Origin of the sequence: Cupriavidus sp. USMAA2-4, from assembly GCF_001854305.1 — a bacterium.
GTDB lineage: Bacteria > Pseudomonadota > Gammaproteobacteria > Burkholderiales > Burkholderiaceae > Cupriavidus > Cupriavidus malaysiensis.
This window is the reverse complement of record NZ_CP017750.1, coordinates 224,244-242,831: the sequence shown is the minus strand read 5'-3', so window position 1 is coordinate 242,831 and position 18,588 is coordinate 224,244. Positions and strand designations below refer to the sequence as shown.

The window sequence follows — 18,588 nt, the reverse complement described above, 5'->3', positions numbered from 1 at the left end:
ACCAGTCGTTCATCATGCTGGGCGGGAGACCCTGGCCTTCCGGCCGGCGAGGGATAGCGCGGCGTGCGAAGCACGCCCTGAACCCGCTCCTTCTTGCGTTATGCTATCCGTCGGTTGAAATTGGTAGCCATAGCCGTCCGCTCGTTGCACGAGCCGACAATGGCGATGGCCGATTCCTTGCACCAGACCTGACTGGGCCCGAATGTTGAAGCTGCCGGACGCGCGCACTGCCACCCGCCCAACATACTCGCCGGCCTTCTTACCTGTGGGAATCTTGGCCCACACCGTATCGCCAGTGCGGAACCCGTACACGCTCTTGCCACGCATCAGGTAGCCCCTGGGAAAGCCGTAGCGATCCAGTCGGGTCCGTTGGTAGCAGCCACGCCCGGTGCACGTGATCGTCAAGGTTGGACGGTGCCACGCCTGCGCGTGGCTCATCTGACCGACGCACACCGCATCAAGGGCGTGCGTCTTCGGGATGCCCAGGCGCGTCCGATTGAACTTCGTGCGGCCGCCACTGCTGAGTTCTACGGGTAGACCGGTGCCCGTCAGAGCGTCCACCAGTGCCCAGCGTGTCGCATTGACGGCGGCGGCATCCTTGAGCGGACGCTTGGCCTGGGCGAGGATCCTGGCCAGGCGCGCCGGCTGCCGGGCCAGAAAGCGGCCGATCGGCTGTGCCCCCTTGGCTTGGTTGCACGGACCGCAGGCCAGCGTCAGATTGGCCACCCTGTCGCTGCCACCCTTCGCGCGAGCCTGGATATGCTCGACCTGCAGCGGCAGATTCTCCTGGTCACAGTAGGCACAGCGTCGGCCCCACTTTACCAGCAGGTACTCGCGTAGCTCGTACCCGAAGAGCGTGCCCTGCTGATACTCGACCCCGGCGATCTCCGGCTGCTCAAGTGCCTGCGGATCAAACCGGACCAGCTCGCAACTTAGCGCCGAGACCGGTGCCCAGCGACGCAGCCGCGCCACCCACGTTAGCGTCGTATCAACGCGATGCTGCAGGCTCGGTGGCAGCCACCGCGCGGCGCGGGTCCGGTTCTGGGAGCGCGGCGCGCGGTATCGCAGGTTGGCGCCGCGCCGGCGCCGGCGGAACGCGCGGCGGGCCGTGAGTGCCTCGGAAATGCGGCGGCCCCGGTGCACCAGCTCAATTAGGCTCAACACCGCCGCGCCTGGCGCGCAGTCGCCCGCCTCACCGACACCGGACGGGAGATCGCGCACCAGCGCGATGCCGGTTACCTTGCTGCCAGGGTCGAGTTTCACGCGTAGCGCCTGGAGCCGGCTATCGGCCTGGCGCCGGTCGACGATCCGGATCACGAATGGCACGACCCGGTGCACGCGCGCCCGGCCACGGGCCAGAAGCAGCCGCGCTCGCTTCTCGCTGCAGGGCATCAATGGTCTGCCCTGCTTGTCTAAGACCAATACCACCATGCTGTATCTCCTACTCGACATTGCCCTTACGGGCCTGGTGACAGGGTCCGTCGGACCCGCTCCCCTCGACCATGTTGTACGCCGGCCGTCTGCCTCGATCCGTTTCGTGCTTACCCTGTCGCTTGTCTGCAACCGAGGCTTCGAGAGCCTGCCGCTGAGGAAGCACGGCAGGGTCGGTCTTGGGCACTGCGTACAACGTAGCGGGTTGGTTGCCCCTTGGTCTGGTCAACCTGAGCTTTGTGCAAGCTCCGCCCTTCAAGGCGGGGTAGTTGACGGGGCTTGCTCCGATTGAAAGTGGTGAGCGTGAGCCGCAAAGGATGGAAGGGTCCCATCCGGGGTGCGTGTACTCGCGCTGGGGCGCGGGAGCTTGGAGAGTCCCAAGCCAGGGTTGACGCAGCCTCAGCACGGGCCGTGGTCTACGCAGCAGGCGGAAACTCAGCGATGCATTCGCCGGTTTCCTCTAGGTAGACGCTCGCGTAGTAGCGGCGCTTCGCCCAATGCGTTGCCAACTTCGTCGCCTCAAGGCGATCGAGGTCCCGAAGGGCAAGGACGGGGCCGTCCTCGACGTGCTCTTGGGTGCGCGGATCAAAGCGGGACACGTCCAGCCTGCAAAGGCCGCCGCCGGTGGGTTTCGCCGGCCGAGCGAGGCCTGATTCGAGCAGGGTGGTGACGAGGTCGCGCTGGTCGGGAGAGGGCTCCGCCCAGCTTGTCGTGAGCACGCGGGTCTGGTCCTGCCGGACCTCAATGAGCGCGCCTGCCCGCTCGATGAGCCATGCGATACGGCCGAAGGACTCAGCCCGGCTGATTACCTTGCATCCGGCGTGCTTCAGATGAAGGGCCCAGCCGGCGGGCGACGTTTCGACTGGAAGAAGCTTGATTGAGAGCGGACCGCAGAGGGCCGGGTTGTGGTTGAGCATCCTTGTGTCCTCCCGCATGCGCGGTGTTGAAAAGCGAGGACACTCGGACTTCAAGCATCAAGGAGATGCTTACGAAGCCCGAAAAGAAAAAGGGACTTCCAGAACCGTTGGCTCTGGAAGTCCCTTTCGGGACTTCGTGTTGTGGTGATGGCGTCAGTGCATGACCTTGCCGCGACGCGAGGTCGCGGAGGCTGCGTTGTACAGCGATTCGAGGTTGCGGAGAACCGACGGCGATGAGTCGGCGCCGGCACTGTACATCTTGTTGATGAGGTTCTTCACGTGATCCGCCTCGGCGGGCCGTTGTGCGGCTTCCGTCAGGCTGCCCCAGAACGCGGGTTCGAACACCGGCCAACGCTCGAAAGCAGTGCCTTGAGTACGAAGCTTGCGACGGGACGTGTTGCCTTTCAGAGCGGCGACGACGGCTTCACGTTCAACCTTGTCAATTGCGGGCATCATTATCTCCAGACATTGCCGCTGGGCGGCGTTGGTAATGGAGACAGGCGCTCAGCGCCTTCGGAGTGAAATTCAATCCGAAATCGCCGGGCTGATGCATATAAAACTCTCATGCCTCGAACAGCAAGGCGAGCCTTCATTCTGGCGCACGTTCGGCCGAAACGCTAGAGGCAAATGTGGATAGGTTTCGTGGCGCGTTGCCTAGCGATCCAACTGTCGGTGCGACAGGTGTCGCGCTTACGCTTTCGCTAAGTGGCTGACACGAAACGAGAAATCGATAGATTTATTGCAAGTGGTGGGCAGGAATTGGCCGAAATTAGCCGGTCCAGGAGCGAAGCCTACCGCGGTCAAGGTGCGTGAAGTTGCGGGTGGGATAGAAGCCGACTCCTCCCGCCGACAGGTATTGTCCGAGCCGCCCGACCTGGGTACTGGATACCCCCTCTATCGCGATATCGACGGCTTGGCCAAGCATATGCAGGCTCCTCAAGGCTGCGCCCTCGATGTTGGCGTTCGTTCTCGGGTGGCGGTAGCCGGATAGAACTACGAGGGGCCGGTCGATTCCAAAGTAGCGCAGCCAGCCATAGACGCCGCGGAGGATATCGAGCGTGACTGGGTCCATTTGGACCGCGATGTTGAGATGTGTGTCGCGCAATAGCCTGCAAAGCGCTATGTAGTTGGGGGCGACGAGTTCGCCGTTTGCCCAGTAGACCGTCTTCACGGTCTCACCGGTGGCCGGGCGGGTCAGCCAGATCTCGCGGGGCTGCGACCAAAAGTCAGCGCTCCAGGCAGCGACGGGTAGGGCGGCTCCAGCTAACACCGATGCGCCGAGCTGAAGGAAGCGCCGGCGGCTGGGCGCGATGAGGTCGCCGAGTGGGCTTTCTAGCATCGTGGTGGTCCGTGTGCAGTGCGAACCCAATCCTCGCCCTCCCTTGCCCGGGATTCCGGGTGAATGCTGTGAGAAATCGCCGGCGAATCGGGAGTTGCGACAGACGGTGGCTAACGCAAGATGGGGAAAAGAACTCTTACGAGACCCATCGTGCAATGCTCATGCATCAGGACGGAGTGGCTTGATCCCAAGCTCGGCTTCGACATCGGCTTCGACTATGCGGCCAACGGCCTTGAGCTTCCCTCGCACATCCGCGACGAGGAATCTGAGCTGCCGGCTGCCCTGTTCCAAGGGTACCGATACGGTGTCGAACGTCACGGCCGTTCGCATGGGCGGAGCGACCGGTTCACCCGGAAGTGGCTGCAGCTGCGTGTGAATGCATGGCGCCGGCTGCGCCATTTCGATGATCGGGTGACGCCAGGCTACTTGCGTACGATCGACGTTGTGTACTGCCCGATCACCCGCGTGAAGCTAGAGCACGGCACCGGAAGCATGGATAGCTGGTCCGTCGACCGGATCTACAACGGGGCAGGCTATGCACCCGGTAACCTCGCCGTGATTTCCAGGCGAGCGAACGAGGCCAAGGGGACCCTAACGGTCGAGAAGGTGGTGCGCATCTTGGCCGGCGAGTCGAGTTGGGAGTTGGACCCTGCGCTTGGACGTGAGGAGTGGAGGCGCGCGATTTGCCTCATGGCATGGTCGGACCCGACGATCGCGCCGCAGGTCTCGGGCAGGCTGCCAATGGTGGTTGCGCCCACTCCTCGGACGTTGCTCCACTCGCCCTATACCGCGTTCCAGATTCTGCTTGTACACGCGCAGATGAACGTGCCGATTGCGCGAGGCGGCGACCCAATCCAGGCCGTAGTTGACCTTGTGGCGTCGAAGAAGGCTCGGCGGCAGGTGGTGGAGTTGATACTGTCCTTGCAGCGGATGGCCAGGGAAAACGAGGCCACCATGCGCCGGGAGGGGAGGTTCGGGGCAGTCTCCCTGAACGCTCTGGAGGACGCCTGGGCAGCTCCGGGGATCGCAGCGCACTGGGACAAGCTAGTCCGGAAGACAGAGCCCGCAGCCTTCGCGCCTGCACTGGCGATCTTACGGGGGCGGCTGGTTGCCAATGAGCAGCGCTTCGAGGGGTGGGCATTGCAGTCCGGGGGGTATGACCTGCCATGCCACAACTGACTGTTGCAAGGTGCGCGCGGAGGGCCCTTTCCAGCCTGGCCCTGGCGATGTTGCGGACGCAAGCGCGCATCGACCCCCAAGCGCGCGATGCACTGTGTCGCGGTGGGGCGCTGGTCATTGCGAACCATGTCAGCCTTCTGGATGGCGTATTGATCGCGCTGGCGAGCCCGGCGCCATTGATGTTCGCAGTCGATACCGACTACTCCCGACGCTCGCGCGGCGCGGCCGCCGGCATGGCGTTGCTCGCTCGCCTCGGATTTGGCCAGGTGCTGCCGCTCGATGCAGGAGCGCCCTTCGGTCTGCGGGCGCTGCGGCGTCAGCTGCAGCTCGGTGGGAACGCGATGGTGTTCCCCGAGGGTGCAATCGCCTTTGCGGGCAAGGCGCTCCCGCATCGGCCAGGTGCGAAATGGTTGGCCGCAGCGGCCGAGAGCATCGTTACTGTGCACATCGATGGCGCCGGCCAAAGTCGCGTATTCGCCCGAGGGAAGCACTGGTGGCCTCGGATTCAACTGGCCTTCGGGGCAGCAACGGATTCGGGCGAGGTTGCGGCCCGCCGCGGCGCAGTGAAGATGGACACGTCCCCTCGATTTGGAGAAGACGTTGTCTCGAGACATTCTGACGATCGCTCAGCGCAAGGCCGTTCAGACCACTCGTCTGGCGGTCCTGATCGGCGTGGTGGTTTGTGCAGTAGCGACGTGGGCGGCATCGGCTCACGGCATCGCCGAGCTCGGAACTTTCCTTCGATAGTACTTGACCCTATGCAAAGGCAATATCTTGCTTTCGTGGTGCCTCTGGTAGCGATCGTGGCCGCATGTGACAGGCCTGGACAGAGTTCGCAGACGCCCGCAGCGCCAACCGTTCAGTCCGCAGCCCAGCAGGTTCCCGCAGAGCCCGCGCCGGACTCGGCACCACCAGCCGCGCCGGCCGGTAGTGCAGCGGCTCCGCCAGTGATCATCAACAACCAGGCGCCAAGCAGCAACACGGGCGAGATCCTCGCGGCAGGCGCGGTCGGATACATGGTGGGATCCGCGATCGCCGGTCGCCGATCCACCGACGCGGGGGGGCGGGTGGTGGAGCGCCACGACATTGTCCGAGAGGCGCCGGTGGCGGTTCCGGCGCGGCCTGCGGGCATCGTGGTGCCGCCGGTAGCCCGGCCGCCGGCTCCGGCCACCCAAGCCGAGGAACAGAAGCGCCCGGGCTATGGTGCCCCTCCCCGGGCGCCAGAACCCCGAGTGACCTATGGCGCCGGCTTTACTCCTGCGCGCCCGGCGGCGCCGCCTCCCCGGCCAGCGGCTCCTCCAGTTTCGTCCCGCCCTGGCTCGTACAGCGGGCGCAGGTAATGCCCTCTTTCCGGAGACCTCTCGCTATGCCACTTTCCAACAAGCTGCTGGCGGCCGTCGCCGCAGCCATCTCGCTCGGCGCCATTCCGACGCTCGCGCATCCGCAGGGAGTTCTGCACGGCTCCAACTGGCCGACCGCCGTGATCGCCGGGGCACAGCGCGCGCAGGCGGCTACGGCATCGGTCGATGCAGCCTTCTCGCCTGACGCAAATGCGCTAGACCTGGTGCTGCGTGTGATCGGTACAGCTCAACGCTCGATCCGCCTTTCCGCGTACAGCTTCACGTCGGCGGCGGTGACGAAGGCGCTGCTCGACGCAAAGAGACGCGGCGTCGATGTGCAGGTCGTGGTCGACGAGAAGAACAACGTAAGTGAGGACCGGAGTGGCAAGGCGGCGGCTGCCTTAGGCGCCCTGGTGGCGGCGGGTATCCCGGTCCGTACGATCTCGACCTACCCCATCCATCACGACAAGTTCATCGTGGTGGATGAGCGCGCCGTCGAGACGGGGAGCTTCAACTACAGCGACGCTGCGGCGCGCCGCAATAGCGAGAACGTGCTGGTCTTGTGGGATCGCCCGGACATCGCGGCGAAGTACCTCACCCACTGGCAGAGCCGCTTCAATGCCGGTGTTCCTTACCGGCCACGCTACGGCTAGGAATCGAAGACGATGCGGATCGGTGAAGCAGAAGCGGGGACGAAAGTAGTGTTCCAAGGACGCTGGATGGCTCTTGGGGACTTGCTCGAAGACAAGTCGCTTCGACGCGCCTTGCGACGCGATGGAGCCCCATACTGTGCTTGTGTGCTCGGGCCGGTGCTCCCGCGCCTCCGTGTGGCCATGCACGCGGACTCGGTATGGGTGAGGAGCTGTCCAGGCGATGCAAGTCTGCACGCGGCCGGCTGTCGCTTTCGATTGGACGCGTCGCCCGACGTGGACAGGCGGGAGAGGGCTGGCGGGTTCGTCCTGCCACCGCCCGGAGTGGCGGCGGCTGGTGTCGATGGTGCGGCCCCGGTGGCTGACGATAGCGGACCGGACCTGCAGCCGCTTCTCTGGGCGGTTTGGACTGAAGCCGGCCTGAACCGATGGGATGGCGGTTCGGGCCGGAACTGGGCGGCATGCCGCACGGAGGTGCTGGGCGCCTTGGAGAGATTGGGTGGCGCCACAGCGTTCCCCTTCCCACTCCTAGTCCTGCGGCAGTACCACCGGGCACTTCGGGAAACGATGGATGCCGAGCTCGAGGCGCTATTCCGGAGCTTCGGCTTGTCCGCGCGGCAGCCGAGGTCAGCGGTCATCCTGAGTCCGCTCAAGCGAATCGAGGTGGAGGAGCGCGGTGCGTGGATGTCGCTCGACAACACACTGAGGCGGTTCAAGGTGAAGAGCCAGGTCGCCCAACGTATCCGGGCGCGGTACGCGGAAGCCATCGAACTGAGTGAGCGCGACGACGGTTGTGCGATCGCGTTGGTTCGCCTCGGTCGGGGTAGGGACGGTTACCCGGAAGTCGTGGACGCAGCAATCCTACCGGCGACCCAGGAATACCTGCCCTGCTGGACGGACGCGCAGGGCCAGCTCTTAGCCATGTTGGTGAAATCGCGCCGCACCTTCGCTTGCCCGGGTGCCGGCGAGCCTGTGGCGGACGACGTCGTTCCCGACGTGGTTCTCCAGGACACCGTGCCGGTCACGGCCGTCTACATCCAAGACGGGACCACCCTGCATCACGATTCCAGTAGGACAAGGGGGGTAGGTCTGATGCGCCTGCTGGGCGTGCGCCATGTTGTTTGGGATCCAAGTCTTCCCCTGTTGGGGTAGCCGCCAAGCCGGAGGTCACCGTGGCAAAAACGACGTCTCATGAGGTCTGGGTGCTCGGTAAGCGGGTGGCGCTGCACGAGGTGCAGGAGGGAGCCCGTGCGATCGCAGAGATGCTCGACGCCGCGCGCCGGGCCGAGGGATATGCCGAGTGCGCATGCGTGGACAGTCTGCCGAGGCCGAAGCTGCAGATCCGCCGGCATGGGGCGGCGTTCTTGCTCGCCAGGTGGCCTGAGCAGGCCGATCTTCATGCCACGGGCTGTCCGTTCGGTCGCGAATGGGGGGAAAGGTCGAAGTCGGCCGACCAGGCGGGGCCATTTCAAGTGAAAGATGGCGCGCTCGACGTTCGCCTTGAAGTGCCGCTGGCCGTTTCGGGACGAAGCGAGCCGGTGTCCGTGGCGAGACAGCCGGGATCCGCGTCTGGAGGCACGTCCCGCAGTTCCGCGAGCTTGCTGGCGTTCCTGGAGTTCGTGTGGGAAGCGGCGGCATTGCACCGATGGCCAGGCAACGGTCATCGGTCCTGGAATACCTGCTGGAGCCGGCTGATCGCTGTGTTGGACGGCGGCACGGTGAACGGGCAGTCGATGTCGGCGGTCGTGCATGTCATGCGGCGGTGGGAGCCGCAGCATTCAGACGAGATCGTCGCCGCGTTGGACGGCTTTCTAGCCGGGATTGGAACGACAGGCGGACCCTCTCGGGGAATTTTGATCGGCGAGTTGCAGTCGCTCGATCGGACGCAGTATGGGGCGGCCGCGGTGCTCCGGCAGAGCCGCCGCCGGTATTTCCTCGGCGCCAAGGAACTGGATCGGTTCCAGCGATCGTTCGGCCCGGCCGTTCAGGCCGTGGGCGAGGGAGCGAGCCGGTGCGTCGCGGTGTTGGCAGTGGCTCCTAGCGGTCGAGGCTACTGGAAGGTCGTGGATATGGCAGGGATGCTGACCAGTGCTGAGTTTCTGCCGTGTGACTCAAGGTTCGAAGTCTCCCTCGTGCAGCGCCTGGTCCGCGAAGGGCGAGTGTTCGAGAAGCCGCTGCGGCACGTTGGCGCAGCCCCCATCCATCCCGACGCAGTGCTGCTGGACACGTCGCCGCGCACCGTGGTGGAGGTTTATGGCATTGAAGGATCTGTCGATTACGATCAGAGAAAGCAGCAGAAGCGAAAGTACTTAGTCGCCAACGGCATCCCGTTTGTCGAATGGCATCCCGGGCGTGAACCGCTCAGCGCTGTCGCTATGCCTATCCCGTCGTGAACTCTGAATGACCAACATCGCACCGATCGACCCGACCACCAAGGTGCCGCGCAAGCGGGCGGCTCCATCCAAGTCGTCGCCGAAGAAGGGCAAGCCGCCTGCGCAAGCGGCGACTCTGCCCGGGCAGACCGACCCGCGGCGCGCAGCCGCGCTCGCGCTTTGCTCCAAGGAGGACTCTCAGCTCAATCAAGGAGAGCGGGCCATCGTGGAGGGGATCCGAGCGGTCGCGGCCGCGTTGATGGCCCACCCTGCGCTTGTGGAGCATGGTCACCTGGTCGGCGCGAGCATCGCCGGCGGGTCGGCACTGCCGATGCTAATCCAGCGCTTCGTGGCGCCGACCCTCGCGCCGTCGGATGGCAGTGGCCCTACAGTGGATCGGCGCTGGCTGGTCATTGAACGTTTGCAGGCCGCGGTGGAGCCCCAACGGGACTTCTTCTGGTCCGACGACGCATGGCCAGAAAAGAAGCGACGTGGCGCGCAGAAGGCGAGTGAGTCCGCCACCGATGTTCGACAGGGCAGCTTGTTCGGGGGCGAGCAGTGAGGCAAGTGGAACGGACAGCTGCCGCAGTACTCTGGCCAAGCTGGGACTCCGTTCATCCAACTGAGATAGTCGGCACGACGAAGGAGAGGGGGCGATGTACGTGGAAGCACTCAATGCGCGCCAGCAGGCTCACAAAGAGCGCCGTGAGGCGATGCATGCGCAGGTTCTGGATACCATCCGCAGTGCAGGGCCAGATGGCATCACCCGCAAGGAGCTGGCGCATCGGACCGGCATCGGTCAGTCTTCGCTGAACGCGGTCGTCTCTGGCATGCACCGAAGCAAGCTAGTCCACGTCTGTGGCTTGGAAGAGAGGGGCACGACGCTGACTGAAAAGTTCGCGGTCGGCGATCTACCCAACGTGAAGCGTGGCAAGGGGGCGCGGGCGGGCGGGCCAGTGCAGCGGCGAGGCAAACGGCGAGAGGCTCCCCAGCTTGAAGATGAGCAGGCGGCGAAGATCGAGGCGCATAAGCGTCACCAGCGCTGGGCGAAGACCTGGGTGCCACATGCTGACCCGGCGGCTGCGTGGCTGTTGGGCCGGGCAGTGTAGGCGCCGCCCGACAAGTCCTGGGGATGGCCGACCAGGGCGCCGTTCGGAAAGGAACCAATTGGAAGTGTGCGGCTCGGTTGCGCGGCGCAGGGGCCATCGGACAATGGGTGAACAGTCGCCAACGCCCGATCACCATGCACAACGCCAGCAGCGTTTCCCCGGCAGTACAGGTCCGTGTGGGTATCCCCCTCACAGGCGGCAGGCTCGTGGCCGCCGCCCGTACCCGCGGCTATTGGACCTTGTTTTCCGCCAACGCATTCAGTCGGTCGACTAGTCTGGAGTGGGGAGACCGATGTCCCGGTTGTCCGAACATGGCCTCGCAAAGGCGACATGGAAGGAAAGGATTCGCCAATGCTGCACGGCAATACAACCGCTATAGCAGCGTCTGACCTTCACAACAATATGACCGTCGCGTAGCGGGAGGTACCGGCATAGCCCTTGTCATATCTTTTGCGGGATAGGGCGCGAGATAATTTCGTCAAAAATTTTGTCATTCGCCAGTGGCAAATGGCCCTCGCTATGTCGATTCAGCCTGCGATGGGCGGATCAAATTTTGATGACAGACATACCGCTTGGAGGCCTACAAAGTTACCGCGTTCAATAACCGCGGTGGGGCACGAGACGACACGAGTGCCAAGAGTCCTGCTTAGCAAGAGGTCCAAACCATATCAGAGAACCATCCCCCGGGTAGGAATGGTTTTGGGGCGGCTGAGGTCCACGAGTTCTAACTGAGGGGAAGGCGCAGGGCCAGTCGTCACGAAGTATCCGCCCCCGACTGGTTAGGCTCGGGCGGGACGGGCAGAGCGAGGACCTGGCGACGCTGAATTCTCGGGGACCGACTGCACGACGCAGAGCAGGGCGGTGGACTGCGCGAACGAACTGCTGCCACGCGGCCGGTGCCGGCATCGGCCGTAAGCGACGGCATCGGGCTTTGGCCGGCGCCTCGTGTCGTGGCCACTCTGTGGGTGCACGATCTCGCCACGTTGATGGCCTTGACGGTTCGCGTACCGCGCCGGGCTGTCCGTGGATGTCGACTCGGCACAGATCGAAGGAGGAACCAACTACGCACATATGGCGAGTTGGTGACGGAATCTGCCCAATCAATGACCCGTGTGTGTCATCGCGAGCCGTCACTCTCTCTGCCGTGTCGAGCTAGTGGTGGGCACGGTTGTCCTGCTGCAGTACCTGATGCAGCGCTAGCGCGTCGGCGACGCTGCCGCACAGGCGCAGCGTGCCGCCGTGCAGTACCGCGCCCGCGTTGCAGAAGTCGCTCAGCGTGCCGGCGTCGTGCGAGACCATCATCAGCGCGCTGTGCGCCAGGCGCTGGCGCAGCGCGTCGTGGCAACGCTGGCGGAAGCGCGCATCGCCGGCGGCGGTGATCTCGTCGATCAGGTAGCAGTCGAACTCGACCGCCAGCGAGACGGCGAAGGCAAGCCGCGCAGACATGCCTGCCGAATACGATTTCACGGGCATGCGGAAATAGCGGCCTAGTTCAGCGAAATCATTGACGAAGGCGAGCGTGTCGTCGATCGGCTTGCCGTACACGCGCGCGATGAAGCGCGTGTTGTCGGCACCGGTCAGGCTGCTCTGGAAGGCGCTGCTGTAACCGAGCGGCCAGGATACCGAGAAGCTGCGCTGCACGCGTCCTGCGCTGGGCAGTTCCACGCCCGCGGCTAGGCGCATCAGCGTGGATTTGCCGGCGCCGTTGGCGCCGCAGATGCCGAGCGCGGTGCCGCGCGCGACGTCGAAGGAAACATTGTCGAGGACGGTGGTTGGAACATGTCTCACGAGATAGCTTTTGCTGACGTTCTGGAAGGAGATCATTGGCGTGGTCCGGTGAGTTCTGGCGGTAAGCGCGGTGGCGCATTATGAGCACGGCCATGCGATGCGATCAATCGCGCTCCAGCGACGGAGCGGCCGCGCAGGTCGCGGAGCTCCCGCGGTTTCCCGGTTTGGCGCCGCTGATGCCGCTGGTACCGCCCGCCGGCCTGTACGTCGCCATCGACGCGCGCAGTTGGAGTCTGGGCGCCGGCACCGGCGTGGCAACCTATGCGCGCACGCTTGGCGACAGCCTTGCCCACGCCGGCGTCCCGGTGCAATGGCTGGCGGGGGGCAGCGCGCATCGCGCCCCCGGCGGCCCGCCGCGCGAGGGGGCGCCGCTGCGCTGGCTGGGCGCGCTGCGATGCGGCGCCCGTGCCGGCAGCCTGCTGCCGCACCCGCAGCACGGCGCGCCGGCCACGACGCTGCATGATGGCGGCCGCCTATTCCGCGAGGCACAGGCCCACTTCACGCTGCACCGGCGCCTGCTGCGCGTGGCCTGCGCCGAGCCGCCGACGGTAATGCACTGGACCTATCCGCTGCCGCTCTATCTCGAAGGCGCCCGTAACGTGTACACCGTGCACGACCTGATTCCGCTGCGGCATCCGCGCCTGACCGGCATCGACCCGCACCGGCACCGGCGCCTGCTCGAACTGATCGCCGCGCGGGCCGACCATCTTGTCACCGTGTCGGAGCACTCGCGGCTGGAGATCCTCGACATGCTCGGTTGCGCGAAAGGTTTCGTCACCAACACCTCGCAGGCCGTGCACGCGCCACTGCAGCGCGACCCCGCGCTGCCCGCCGGCCTGCGCCCCGGCGGCTATTTCGTCTGCTGCGGCATGCCGGAGCCGCGCAAGAACCTGACCCGGCTGGTGGCCGCCCACCGTACCGCCCAGGCCCGGCGCATGCTGGTGGTGGCGGGGCCGCTGGCGCGCGACATCCCGCAGGTGGAATCGATGCTGGCGCGCTCGCCTGGCGTGGTGCGGTTGCCGCACCTGCCGCGCGCCGAGTTGCTGGCGCTGATCCGGCGCGCGCGCGCCATGCTGTTTCCCTCACTGGCAGAGGGCTTCGGCCTGCCGGTGGCCGAGGCCATGGCGCTGGGCACGCCGGTCATGACCAGCAGCGGCGGGGCGCTGCGCGAGGTCGGCGGTGGCTGCGCACTGCACGTCGATCCGTGCGACACGCATGCGATGGCGCGGGCCATCCGTGCGCTCGACAGCGATGACGTGCTATGCCGCCGCCTGCGCGCCGCCGGTTTCGCGCAGGTGGCGGCCTTTTCTCCACGCAGTTACGCGGAGCGCATGGTGCGCCTGTACGCCGGGCTTGGCGGCATGGCGCCGGCGGCCGGCTGAGCGGGGCGCCGGGGTTGCCATTGCCGTCCGATCGTCCCGCTCCAACCGATCCAACCGATCCATTCACCCCACGCTTCGTCAACGGGAGACACCTCCGCATGCGCATCGGCATCGACGGCTTGAACCTCGCACTGCCCAATGGCTCCGGCGTGGCCACCTACGCGCGCACGCTGGCCTGGTCGCTGCAGGCCATGGGGCACAGCATGGACCTTTTCTACGACGTGCCGGTCGGGGCGCGCGCGCCCGACGCGCTGCGCGAAGTGCTGTTCTTCGATGGCCTCGACCGTCCGCGGCGCACCCGTCGCGGGGCCGCCGGCCGTGCCACCGGTGCCGTCTTGGCGCTGCGCGACCTGCTCGGGCGTGGTGCCGTGCGCGTGCCCTTGAGCGGCCGCGTGATCGCGCAGGGCCTGTCCGCACGCGTACCGCCCTGCGCACGGCTGTTCACCAGCGCCGATGTGTTCGAGGCCGCGGCGCGCCATTTCCGTCGCCACGGGCGCTTCCTGCGCCTGCGCGTGCCCGACCCGCCCGCCATCATGCACTGGACCTATCCGTTGCCGCTGTGGCTGGAGGGCGCGCGCAATGTGTACACCATCCATGACCTGGTGCCCTTGCGGCTGCCCTACACCTCGCTGGAAAACAAGCGCTACCACTACCGCCTGATCCAGGCCTGCCTGCGCCAGGCCGACCACCTCTGCACGGTCTCCGAGGCGAGCCGCGCCGACCTGCTGGCATTGTTCCCGCATACCGACCCGGCGCGCGTCAGCAACACCTGGCAAGCGGTGATTCCACCCGCCGAGGACGACGCGCAGGCTGCCGCGCGCCTGGCCACCACCTTCGAACTGGCGCCGCGCGGCTACTTCCTTTACTTCGGCGCGATCGAGCCGAAGAAGAACGTCGGCCGCCTGGTCGAGGCTTATCTCGCCGCCGAGATCGCCACGCCGCTGGTCATCGTCGGCGCACGGGCCTGGAAGAGCGAGGCCGAGACGCGCCTGCTGCAGGGCGATGGCGGGCGACCGCTGCGCGCAGTCAGCGAGCGCATCCGGCGCTACGACTACCTGCCGCGTCCCTGGCTGATGGCGCTGGTGCGCGGCGCGCGCGCGGTGGCCTTTCCCTCGATCTACGAAGGCTTCGGCCTGCCGGTGCTGGAAGCCATGTCGCTGGGCACCCCGGTGCTGACCTCGGACGTGGCCTCGCTGCCTGAAGTGGCGGGTGATGCCGCGCTGCAGGTCAATCCCTACAGCGTGCCCGATATCGCCGCGGCGCTGCGGCGGCTCGACGGCGACGGCGCGCTGCGCGCGCGCCTGGCCGAGGCCGGGCCGCGCCAGGCGCTGCACTTCGCGCCGGAGCGCTACCAGGCACGCCTGCATGCCATGTACGAGCGCGTGATTTCTTGCTCATGACACTCATGACACTCATGACCTTGCCGACTTCTTCCACGGCGCCGCGGGCACTTGCGCTCGCCGCCATGCTGGCGCTGGCTGGCTGCGGCAGCCTGCCCAGCAGCGGTCCGACCGCGCGCGCCATCCTGGCGGCGCAGGACAGTGCCGCCAATGCGCTGGGTTTCCGCATCGTCGACCTCGACGCCGGCCTCGTCGCCACGCTGGAGGCGCGGCCGTCCGCGCCGCCGTCCGCGCCGCCGCCGGCGGCCGAGGCTTCGCTCGAGCGCATCGGGCCGGGCGATACCTTGAACCTCTCCATCTTCGAAGTCGGCACGGCGCTGTTCGGCCCGGGCTCCGGCCTTGCCGCGCTGGGCGGCGGCATCGGCGCCGGACCGTTGCCGGCCGCCGCGGGGCAGGCGATGCCGCCGCTGACGGTGGCCGCCGACGGCACCATCCCGGTGCCTTACCTGGGCCGCTTGCGCGCCGCCGGGCGTACCCCGCGCGAGCTGGAAGACGCCGTGCGCGCCGGGCTCAAGGGCAAGTCACAGGACCCGCAGGTGGTGGTCAGCGTGCGCGACAACCTCAGCAACAGCGTGATGGTGATGGGGGAGGTCCGGAAGCCGGGCCGCGTGCCGCTGTCCGCCGCCGGCGAGCGGCTGCTGGATGCGGTGGCGCTGGCCGGCGGCGCGGTCTATCCGATGACCGACGTCAGCGCCCGCCTCACGCGCGGGCAGCAGACCCGCGAGCTGGCGCTCAGCGACCTGTCGCCGGAGAGCGACGCCAACCTGCCGCTGCGCCCGCAGGACCGCCTGCTGGTGGAGCGCCGTCCGCGCAGCTACTCCGTGCTGGGCGCGGCCGGCAAGGTCTCGCAGGTGCCGTTCGACGCCCCCAGGCTGAACCTGGCGGAAGCGCTGGCCAAGGTCGGCGGTCCCGGCGACCTGCAGGCCGACCCGAGCGCGGTCTTCATCTTCCGCTACCAGGATGGCGGGCAGGTGCCGGGGCAGGCGGCACAGGCGGCACAGGAGCCCGTCGCGCCGGACACGCCGGACGCGCAGCCGGTCGTCTACCGCCTCGACCTGATGAATCCGACCCACTACTTCCTCGCGCAGCGCTTCGCCATGCGCGACAAGGACGTGGTCTACATCGCCAATGCCGAGGCGAACGGGCTGACCAAGTTCGTGTCGATCGTCAACTTGCTGTTCTCGCCGGTCTATACCGGCAATCAGTTCTTCCGGCGCTAGGGAGGCGCCGGCCGCCGGCACCGGCGCGTGGAGCGCCGCACCGGCGTCAGCGCAGCCGGCTGCGGATCTCGTTGACCGGCCAGATGGCGAGGCTCTTGTCCGCGAACAGGCCGCCGTGCTCGTCGCAGCCTTCGATGATGGCGCGGGTCGGGGCGGGCCAGTGGAAGGGCGCCAGCTCGAAGTTGAGCCGGCGCCATTGGCCGAGGGCGATTTCCTCGTTGGCGGAGGGAATGCGGAAGGTGAAATGCGTGGTCAGCAGGTAGAGCGCACCACTCGCGCAGATGTTGCGCAGTGCCGCGTCGATGCCGGCATGGGGCAAGTGCACCAGCCCGTCGCGGCACAGGACCGCGTCCACCTTCGGCAGCGGCGAGGTGATCAGGTCCAGGTGCTCGAACTGCACCTGCGCGCCGGCATGGGCCGCTCGATTGCGCTCCACGATCTCGGGCACGATGTCGGCGCCGATATAGCGGATGCTGCTCAGGTCCACTTGTTGCATCCAGTTGAAGTCGCCGCAGGGGACGTCGAGCAGCGACCGGATATTGAATTCCCGCAGCAGGTAGGGCAATTCCCGGCGCAGGTGAAAGGTGCGGTGCAGCTCGGAACCGGAGCCGGAGGCGGACTCGGGGCTGCCCCAGTGGTTGTTCTGGTAGATCTCCGTGAAGACGGCCTGTGCCGCATTGGGATGGGTCATGGATGTTCTCGAAAGTCCGGTTGGTGGTGCGGGGCTGCGCGCGCGTGCCGGCTGGCGCTATCGCCTGGACAGGCGCCAGTTGCCGTCGACGGTCTGCTTGTAGGCCATGGTGTCCCTTTCCTCGGAGAAGCTCTCGTACTGCCCCTTGGTCAGGAGCAGCACGCGTGCCGATACGGCAGGGTCGGCCACGAGCAGCCCGGCGACCGCCCGTGTCAGCACGCCGGGACCGGTTGCGTGCCAGATGTCGGGGTGGTGGCGGGCGTGGCGCGCGCGGGCGAGGCCGTCCAGCATCAGCTCGAGCGCGTGGGCCACGATGCCGCTGCCGGGGCGCGCGAGCAGGAAGGCGTTGTACAGGTAGGGCGCCACGTCGGCGGAGCGCGCGGCGATGAACTCGACCGTGTCGAGCTCGGCCAGCAGTGGCAGCAAGGGCCTGCGGCAGAACTCATCGGCATCGACATAGACGCCGCCGTCACGGGCGAGATAGGCCAGGCGGAACAGGTCTGACTTCATCGCGGGGTGATGGCACCAGTCATAGGCTGCCACCGCGTCGGCACCATAGTGGGTGTGGAGATAGTCCCTGGCGCGGGCGTCGCAGAAGACGGTGTGGCGCAGTCGGGGATTGGCCGCCGCCCAGGACGACAGCGCCTGCCTGACCTCCTCGGGCGGATCGGCGCTGTCCCAGTACTGCACCAGGGCGAGCGGCTGGTGCGGGCCGGGGGCGGGCGCGGAAGCGGCGGCACCGTCGTCGAAGGGGCGCAGGGCGCCGCGCGCCTGCTGCGCCGCCAGCGCGAACATATAGGGGGCGGTATCGTGCGGGGCGTCGCCGATCCATTGGCGGCAGTGCTCCAGCAGGACGTCTCCCTCGCGCAGTGCGAGCAGGACCGATCCGGCCAGCGCCCTGGACTCCTGCGATGCGGACCGCAGCGCCGGTGTCAGCAGCTTCCAGGCCGCATCGCTGTCGCCGTCTTCGTAGCGCAGGCGCGCGAGCGCGGTCTCGTACGGCGGGTGGCCTCCGAACAGCCAGCGCAGGGTGTCGAGGAAAGCCGCCGCGGGCGCCGGGCCATGGTGCTTGGCCAGGACTTCCGCGCGGATGGCGAACGCCTCCCAGGTATGCGGATGCGCGCGCATCATCGCCAGGGCGAGCGTATTCGCTGGGCGATAGCGGCCCAGCGAGCCCAGCAGGCCCGCCAGCCTGAGCAGGTCCGGAACCGGCAACTGGCGCTCCGGCGCGCCGCGCCGCCGGGACAACAGCGCGCAGGCTTCGGCACGGGCGGCGTGGTACGCGCGGAGCGCATGGTCGCGCGCGGCGGCCCACCAGCTCGGCAGGGTCCGCGGCAGCGCGGAGAGTACCTGCGCGGCATCGGCCAGCTGGCCGACAGCGTGGAGCGCATGACCCAGGTTCAGGCGGAACTCCGCGCAGCCGGGGTCGAGTGCGAAGGCTTGCCGGAATAGCCCCAGCGATTCCCAGCGGCGGCCGATGCCGGTCGACCAGAGCATCTGCGCCAGCTGGAAGCGGGGCCACGGGTCGTCCGGCTTAAGTTCGGCGCAGCGCCTCAGCGCCACCATGGCCAGGCGTGTGTCGCCGTTCTGGCGGTGCAGCAGGCCCTTCCGATACCAGGCCTCGGCGCAGCCGGCATCTTCGTCGAGCAGCCGCCGGTAGGCGTCGAGGGCCTGGTCGATACGGCCGGACGAGGCGAGCTCGCCGGCCCGTTGCAGGGCGATGGCGGCGGGGCGGGCGGCGGTGGAGGGGGCGGGCGCGATGTCATGCAT

General features: G+C 67.0%; 17 protein-coding genes. 10 read left to right on the top strand and 7 right to left on the bottom strand.

What is annotated here, in order from left to right; genetic code table 11:
• Window positions 1-12: 12 nt before the first annotated feature.
• The 4 genes from iscB to BKK79_RS37155 form a co-directional block, all read right to left on the bottom strand.
• Window positions 13-1,431: an RNA-guided endonuclease IscB gene (gene iscB, locus BKK79_RS37170; protein WP_071040704.1), complete on the bottom strand. Its 1,419-nt coding sequence runs from the start codon at window positions 1,429-1,431 to the stop codon at window positions 13-15.
• A 416-nt stretch (window positions 1,432-1,847) separates the two neighbouring features.
• Window positions 1,848-2,348, bottom strand: a complete 501-nt coding sequence (locus BKK79_RS37165) for a hypothetical protein (protein ID WP_157128691.1) — start codon at window positions 2,346-2,348, stop codon at window positions 1,848-1,850.
• 153 nt (window positions 2,349-2,501) lie between these two features.
• The gene (locus BKK79_RS40935; RefSeq protein WP_157128690.1) at window positions 2,502-2,804 is read right to left on the bottom strand and encodes a hypothetical protein; all 303 of its coding nucleotides are present in this window, start codon (window positions 2,802-2,804) and stop codon (window positions 2,502-2,504) included.
• Between the two features lie 313 nt (window positions 2,805-3,117).
• Window positions 3,118-3,519 carry a DUF882 domain-containing protein gene (locus BKK79_RS37155; protein WP_232346522.1) on the bottom strand — a complete coding sequence of 134 codons (402 nt, stop codon included), beginning with the start codon at window positions 3,517-3,519 and terminating at the stop codon, window positions 3,118-3,120.
• A gap of 318 nt (window positions 3,520-3,837) precedes the next feature.
• On the opposite strand from BKK79_RS37155, the gene BKK79_RS37150 reads away from it, so the two are divergent.
• From BKK79_RS37150 to BKK79_RS37125, 7 genes are all read left to right on the top strand, one after another.
• Entirely contained in the window at window positions 3,838-4,866 is a 1,029-nt protein-coding gene (locus BKK79_RS37150) for a hypothetical protein (RefSeq protein ID WP_071040701.1), read from the top strand.
• Entirely contained in the window at window positions 4,854-6,206 is a 1,353-nt protein-coding gene (locus BKK79_RS42455) for a 1-acyl-sn-glycerol-3-phosphate acyltransferase (protein ID WP_084085787.1), read from the top strand. Before BKK79_RS37150 ends, BKK79_RS42455 begins: the two co-directional genes overlap by 13 nt.
• 26 nt (window positions 6,207-6,232) lie before the next feature.
• Entirely contained in the window at window positions 6,233-6,859 is a 627-nt protein-coding gene (locus BKK79_RS37145; protein WP_157128689.1) for a phospholipase D family nuclease, read from the top strand.
• A gap of 12 nt (window positions 6,860-6,871) precedes the next feature.
• Window positions 6,872-8,008, top strand: coding sequence for a DUF1173 family protein (locus BKK79_RS37140; protein WP_084085783.1), 1,137 nt, complete (start codon window positions 6,872-6,874; stop codon window positions 8,006-8,008).
• Between the two features lie 20 nt (window positions 8,009-8,028).
• Window positions 8,029-9,249 carry a DUF1173 family protein gene (locus tag BKK79_RS37135; RefSeq protein WP_157128688.1) on the top strand — a complete coding sequence of 407 codons (1,221 nt, stop codon included), beginning with the start codon at window positions 8,029-8,031 and terminating at the stop codon, window positions 9,247-9,249.
• Between the two features lie 7 nt (window positions 9,250-9,256).
• Window positions 9,257-9,790, top strand: a complete 534-nt coding sequence (locus tag BKK79_RS37130; protein WP_071040698.1) for a hypothetical protein — start codon at window positions 9,257-9,259, stop codon at window positions 9,788-9,790.
• Between the two features lie 94 nt (window positions 9,791-9,884).
• Window positions 9,885-10,337 (top strand): hypothetical protein, encoded by a 453-nt coding sequence (locus tag BKK79_RS37125; RefSeq protein ID WP_071040697.1) that lies wholly within the window; start codon window positions 9,885-9,887, stop codon window positions 10,335-10,337.
• 1,152 nt (window positions 10,338-11,489) lie between these two features.
• Here BKK79_RS37125 and BKK79_RS37120 read toward each other — a convergent pair.
• Window positions 11,490-12,161 carry an ABC transporter ATP-binding protein gene (locus BKK79_RS37120; protein ID WP_071040696.1) on the bottom strand — a complete coding sequence of 224 codons (672 nt, stop codon included), beginning with the start codon at window positions 12,159-12,161 and terminating at the stop codon, window positions 11,490-11,492.
• A gap of 140 nt (window positions 12,162-12,301) precedes the next feature.
• On the opposite strand from BKK79_RS37120, the gene BKK79_RS37115 reads away from it, so the two are divergent.
• The 3 genes from BKK79_RS37115 to BKK79_RS37105 all read left to right on the top strand — a co-directional run bounded on the left by BKK79_RS37115 (window position 12,302) and on the right by BKK79_RS37105 (window position 16,127).
• Entirely contained in the window at window positions 12,302-13,507 is a 1,206-nt protein-coding gene (locus BKK79_RS37115; RefSeq protein WP_071040859.1) for a glycosyltransferase family 4 protein, read from the top strand.
• A gap of 98 nt (window positions 13,508-13,605) precedes the next feature.
• Window positions 13,606-14,907 (top strand): glycosyltransferase family 4 protein, encoded by a 1,302-nt coding sequence (locus BKK79_RS37110; RefSeq protein WP_071040695.1) that lies wholly within the window; start codon window positions 13,606-13,608, stop codon window positions 14,905-14,907.
• A gap of 5 nt (window positions 14,908-14,912) precedes the next feature.
• Window positions 14,913-16,127, top strand: coding sequence for a polysaccharide biosynthesis/export family protein (locus BKK79_RS37105; RefSeq protein WP_198173447.1), 1,215 nt, complete (start codon window positions 14,913-14,915; stop codon window positions 16,125-16,127).
• A 46-nt stretch (window positions 16,128-16,173) separates the two neighbouring features.
• Here the strand turns inward: BKK79_RS37105 and BKK79_RS37100 are convergent, their stop codons facing one another.
• Together BKK79_RS37100 and BKK79_RS37095 are read right to left on the bottom strand one after the other, a co-directional pair.
• Window positions 16,174-16,818 (bottom strand): class I SAM-dependent methyltransferase, encoded by a 645-nt coding sequence (locus tag BKK79_RS37100; RefSeq protein WP_071040693.1) that lies wholly within the window; start codon window positions 16,816-16,818, stop codon window positions 16,174-16,176.
• Between the two features lie 57 nt (window positions 16,819-16,875).
• The gene (locus tag BKK79_RS37095) at window positions 16,876-18,588 is read right to left on the bottom strand and encodes a tetratricopeptide repeat protein (protein WP_071040692.1); all 1,713 of its coding nucleotides are present in this window, start codon (window positions 18,586-18,588) and stop codon (window positions 16,876-16,878) included.

Excerpts from the sequence above, each read along its gene's own strand:
- BKK79_RS37120 (WP_071040696.1), bottom strand. The coding sequence starts at position 12,161 with ATGATCTCCTTCCAGAACGTCAGCAAAAGCTATCTCGTGAGACATGTT.
- iscB (WP_071040704.1), bottom strand. The coding sequence starts at position 1,431 with ATGGTGGTATTGGTCTTAGACAAGCAGGGCAGACCATTGATGCCCTGC.
- BKK79_RS37165 (WP_157128691.1), bottom strand. The coding sequence starts at position 2,348 with ATGCTCAACCACAACCCGGCCCTCTGCGGTCCGCTCTCAATCAAGCTT.
- BKK79_RS37130 (WP_071040698.1), top strand. The coding sequence starts at position 9,257 with ATGACCAACATCGCACCGATCGACCCGACCACCAAGGTGCCGCGCAAG.
- BKK79_RS40935 (WP_157128690.1), bottom strand. The coding sequence starts at position 2,804 with ATGATGCCCGCAATTGACAAGGTTGAACGTGAAGCCGTCGTCGCCGCT.
- BKK79_RS37105 (WP_198173447.1), top strand. The coding sequence starts at position 14,913 with ATGACACTCATGACCTTGCCGACTTCTTCCACGGCGCCGCGGGCACTT.
- BKK79_RS37095 (WP_071040692.1), bottom strand. The coding sequence starts at position 18,588 with ATGCATGACATCGCGCCCGCCCCCTCCACCGCCGCCCGCCCCGCCGCC.
- BKK79_RS37115 (WP_071040859.1), top strand. The coding sequence starts at position 12,302 with ATGCCGCTGGTACCGCCCGCCGGCCTGTACGTCGCCATCGACGCGCGC.
- BKK79_RS37145 (WP_157128689.1), top strand. The coding sequence starts at position 6,233 with ATGCCACTTTCCAACAAGCTGCTGGCGGCCGTCGCCGCAGCCATCTCG.
- BKK79_RS42455 (WP_084085787.1), top strand. The coding sequence starts at position 4,854 with ATGCCACAACTGACTGTTGCAAGGTGCGCGCGGAGGGCCCTTTCCAGC.
- BKK79_RS37140 (WP_084085783.1), top strand. The coding sequence starts at position 6,872 with ATGCGGATCGGTGAAGCAGAAGCGGGGACGAAAGTAGTGTTCCAAGGA.
- BKK79_RS37125 (WP_071040697.1), top strand. The coding sequence starts at position 9,885 with ATGTACGTGGAAGCACTCAATGCGCGCCAGCAGGCTCACAAAGAGCGC.
- BKK79_RS37110 (WP_071040695.1), top strand. The coding sequence starts at position 13,606 with ATGCGCATCGGCATCGACGGCTTGAACCTCGCACTGCCCAATGGCTCC.
- BKK79_RS37100 (WP_071040693.1), bottom strand. The coding sequence starts at position 16,818 with ATGACCCATCCCAATGCGGCACAGGCCGTCTTCACGGAGATCTACCAG.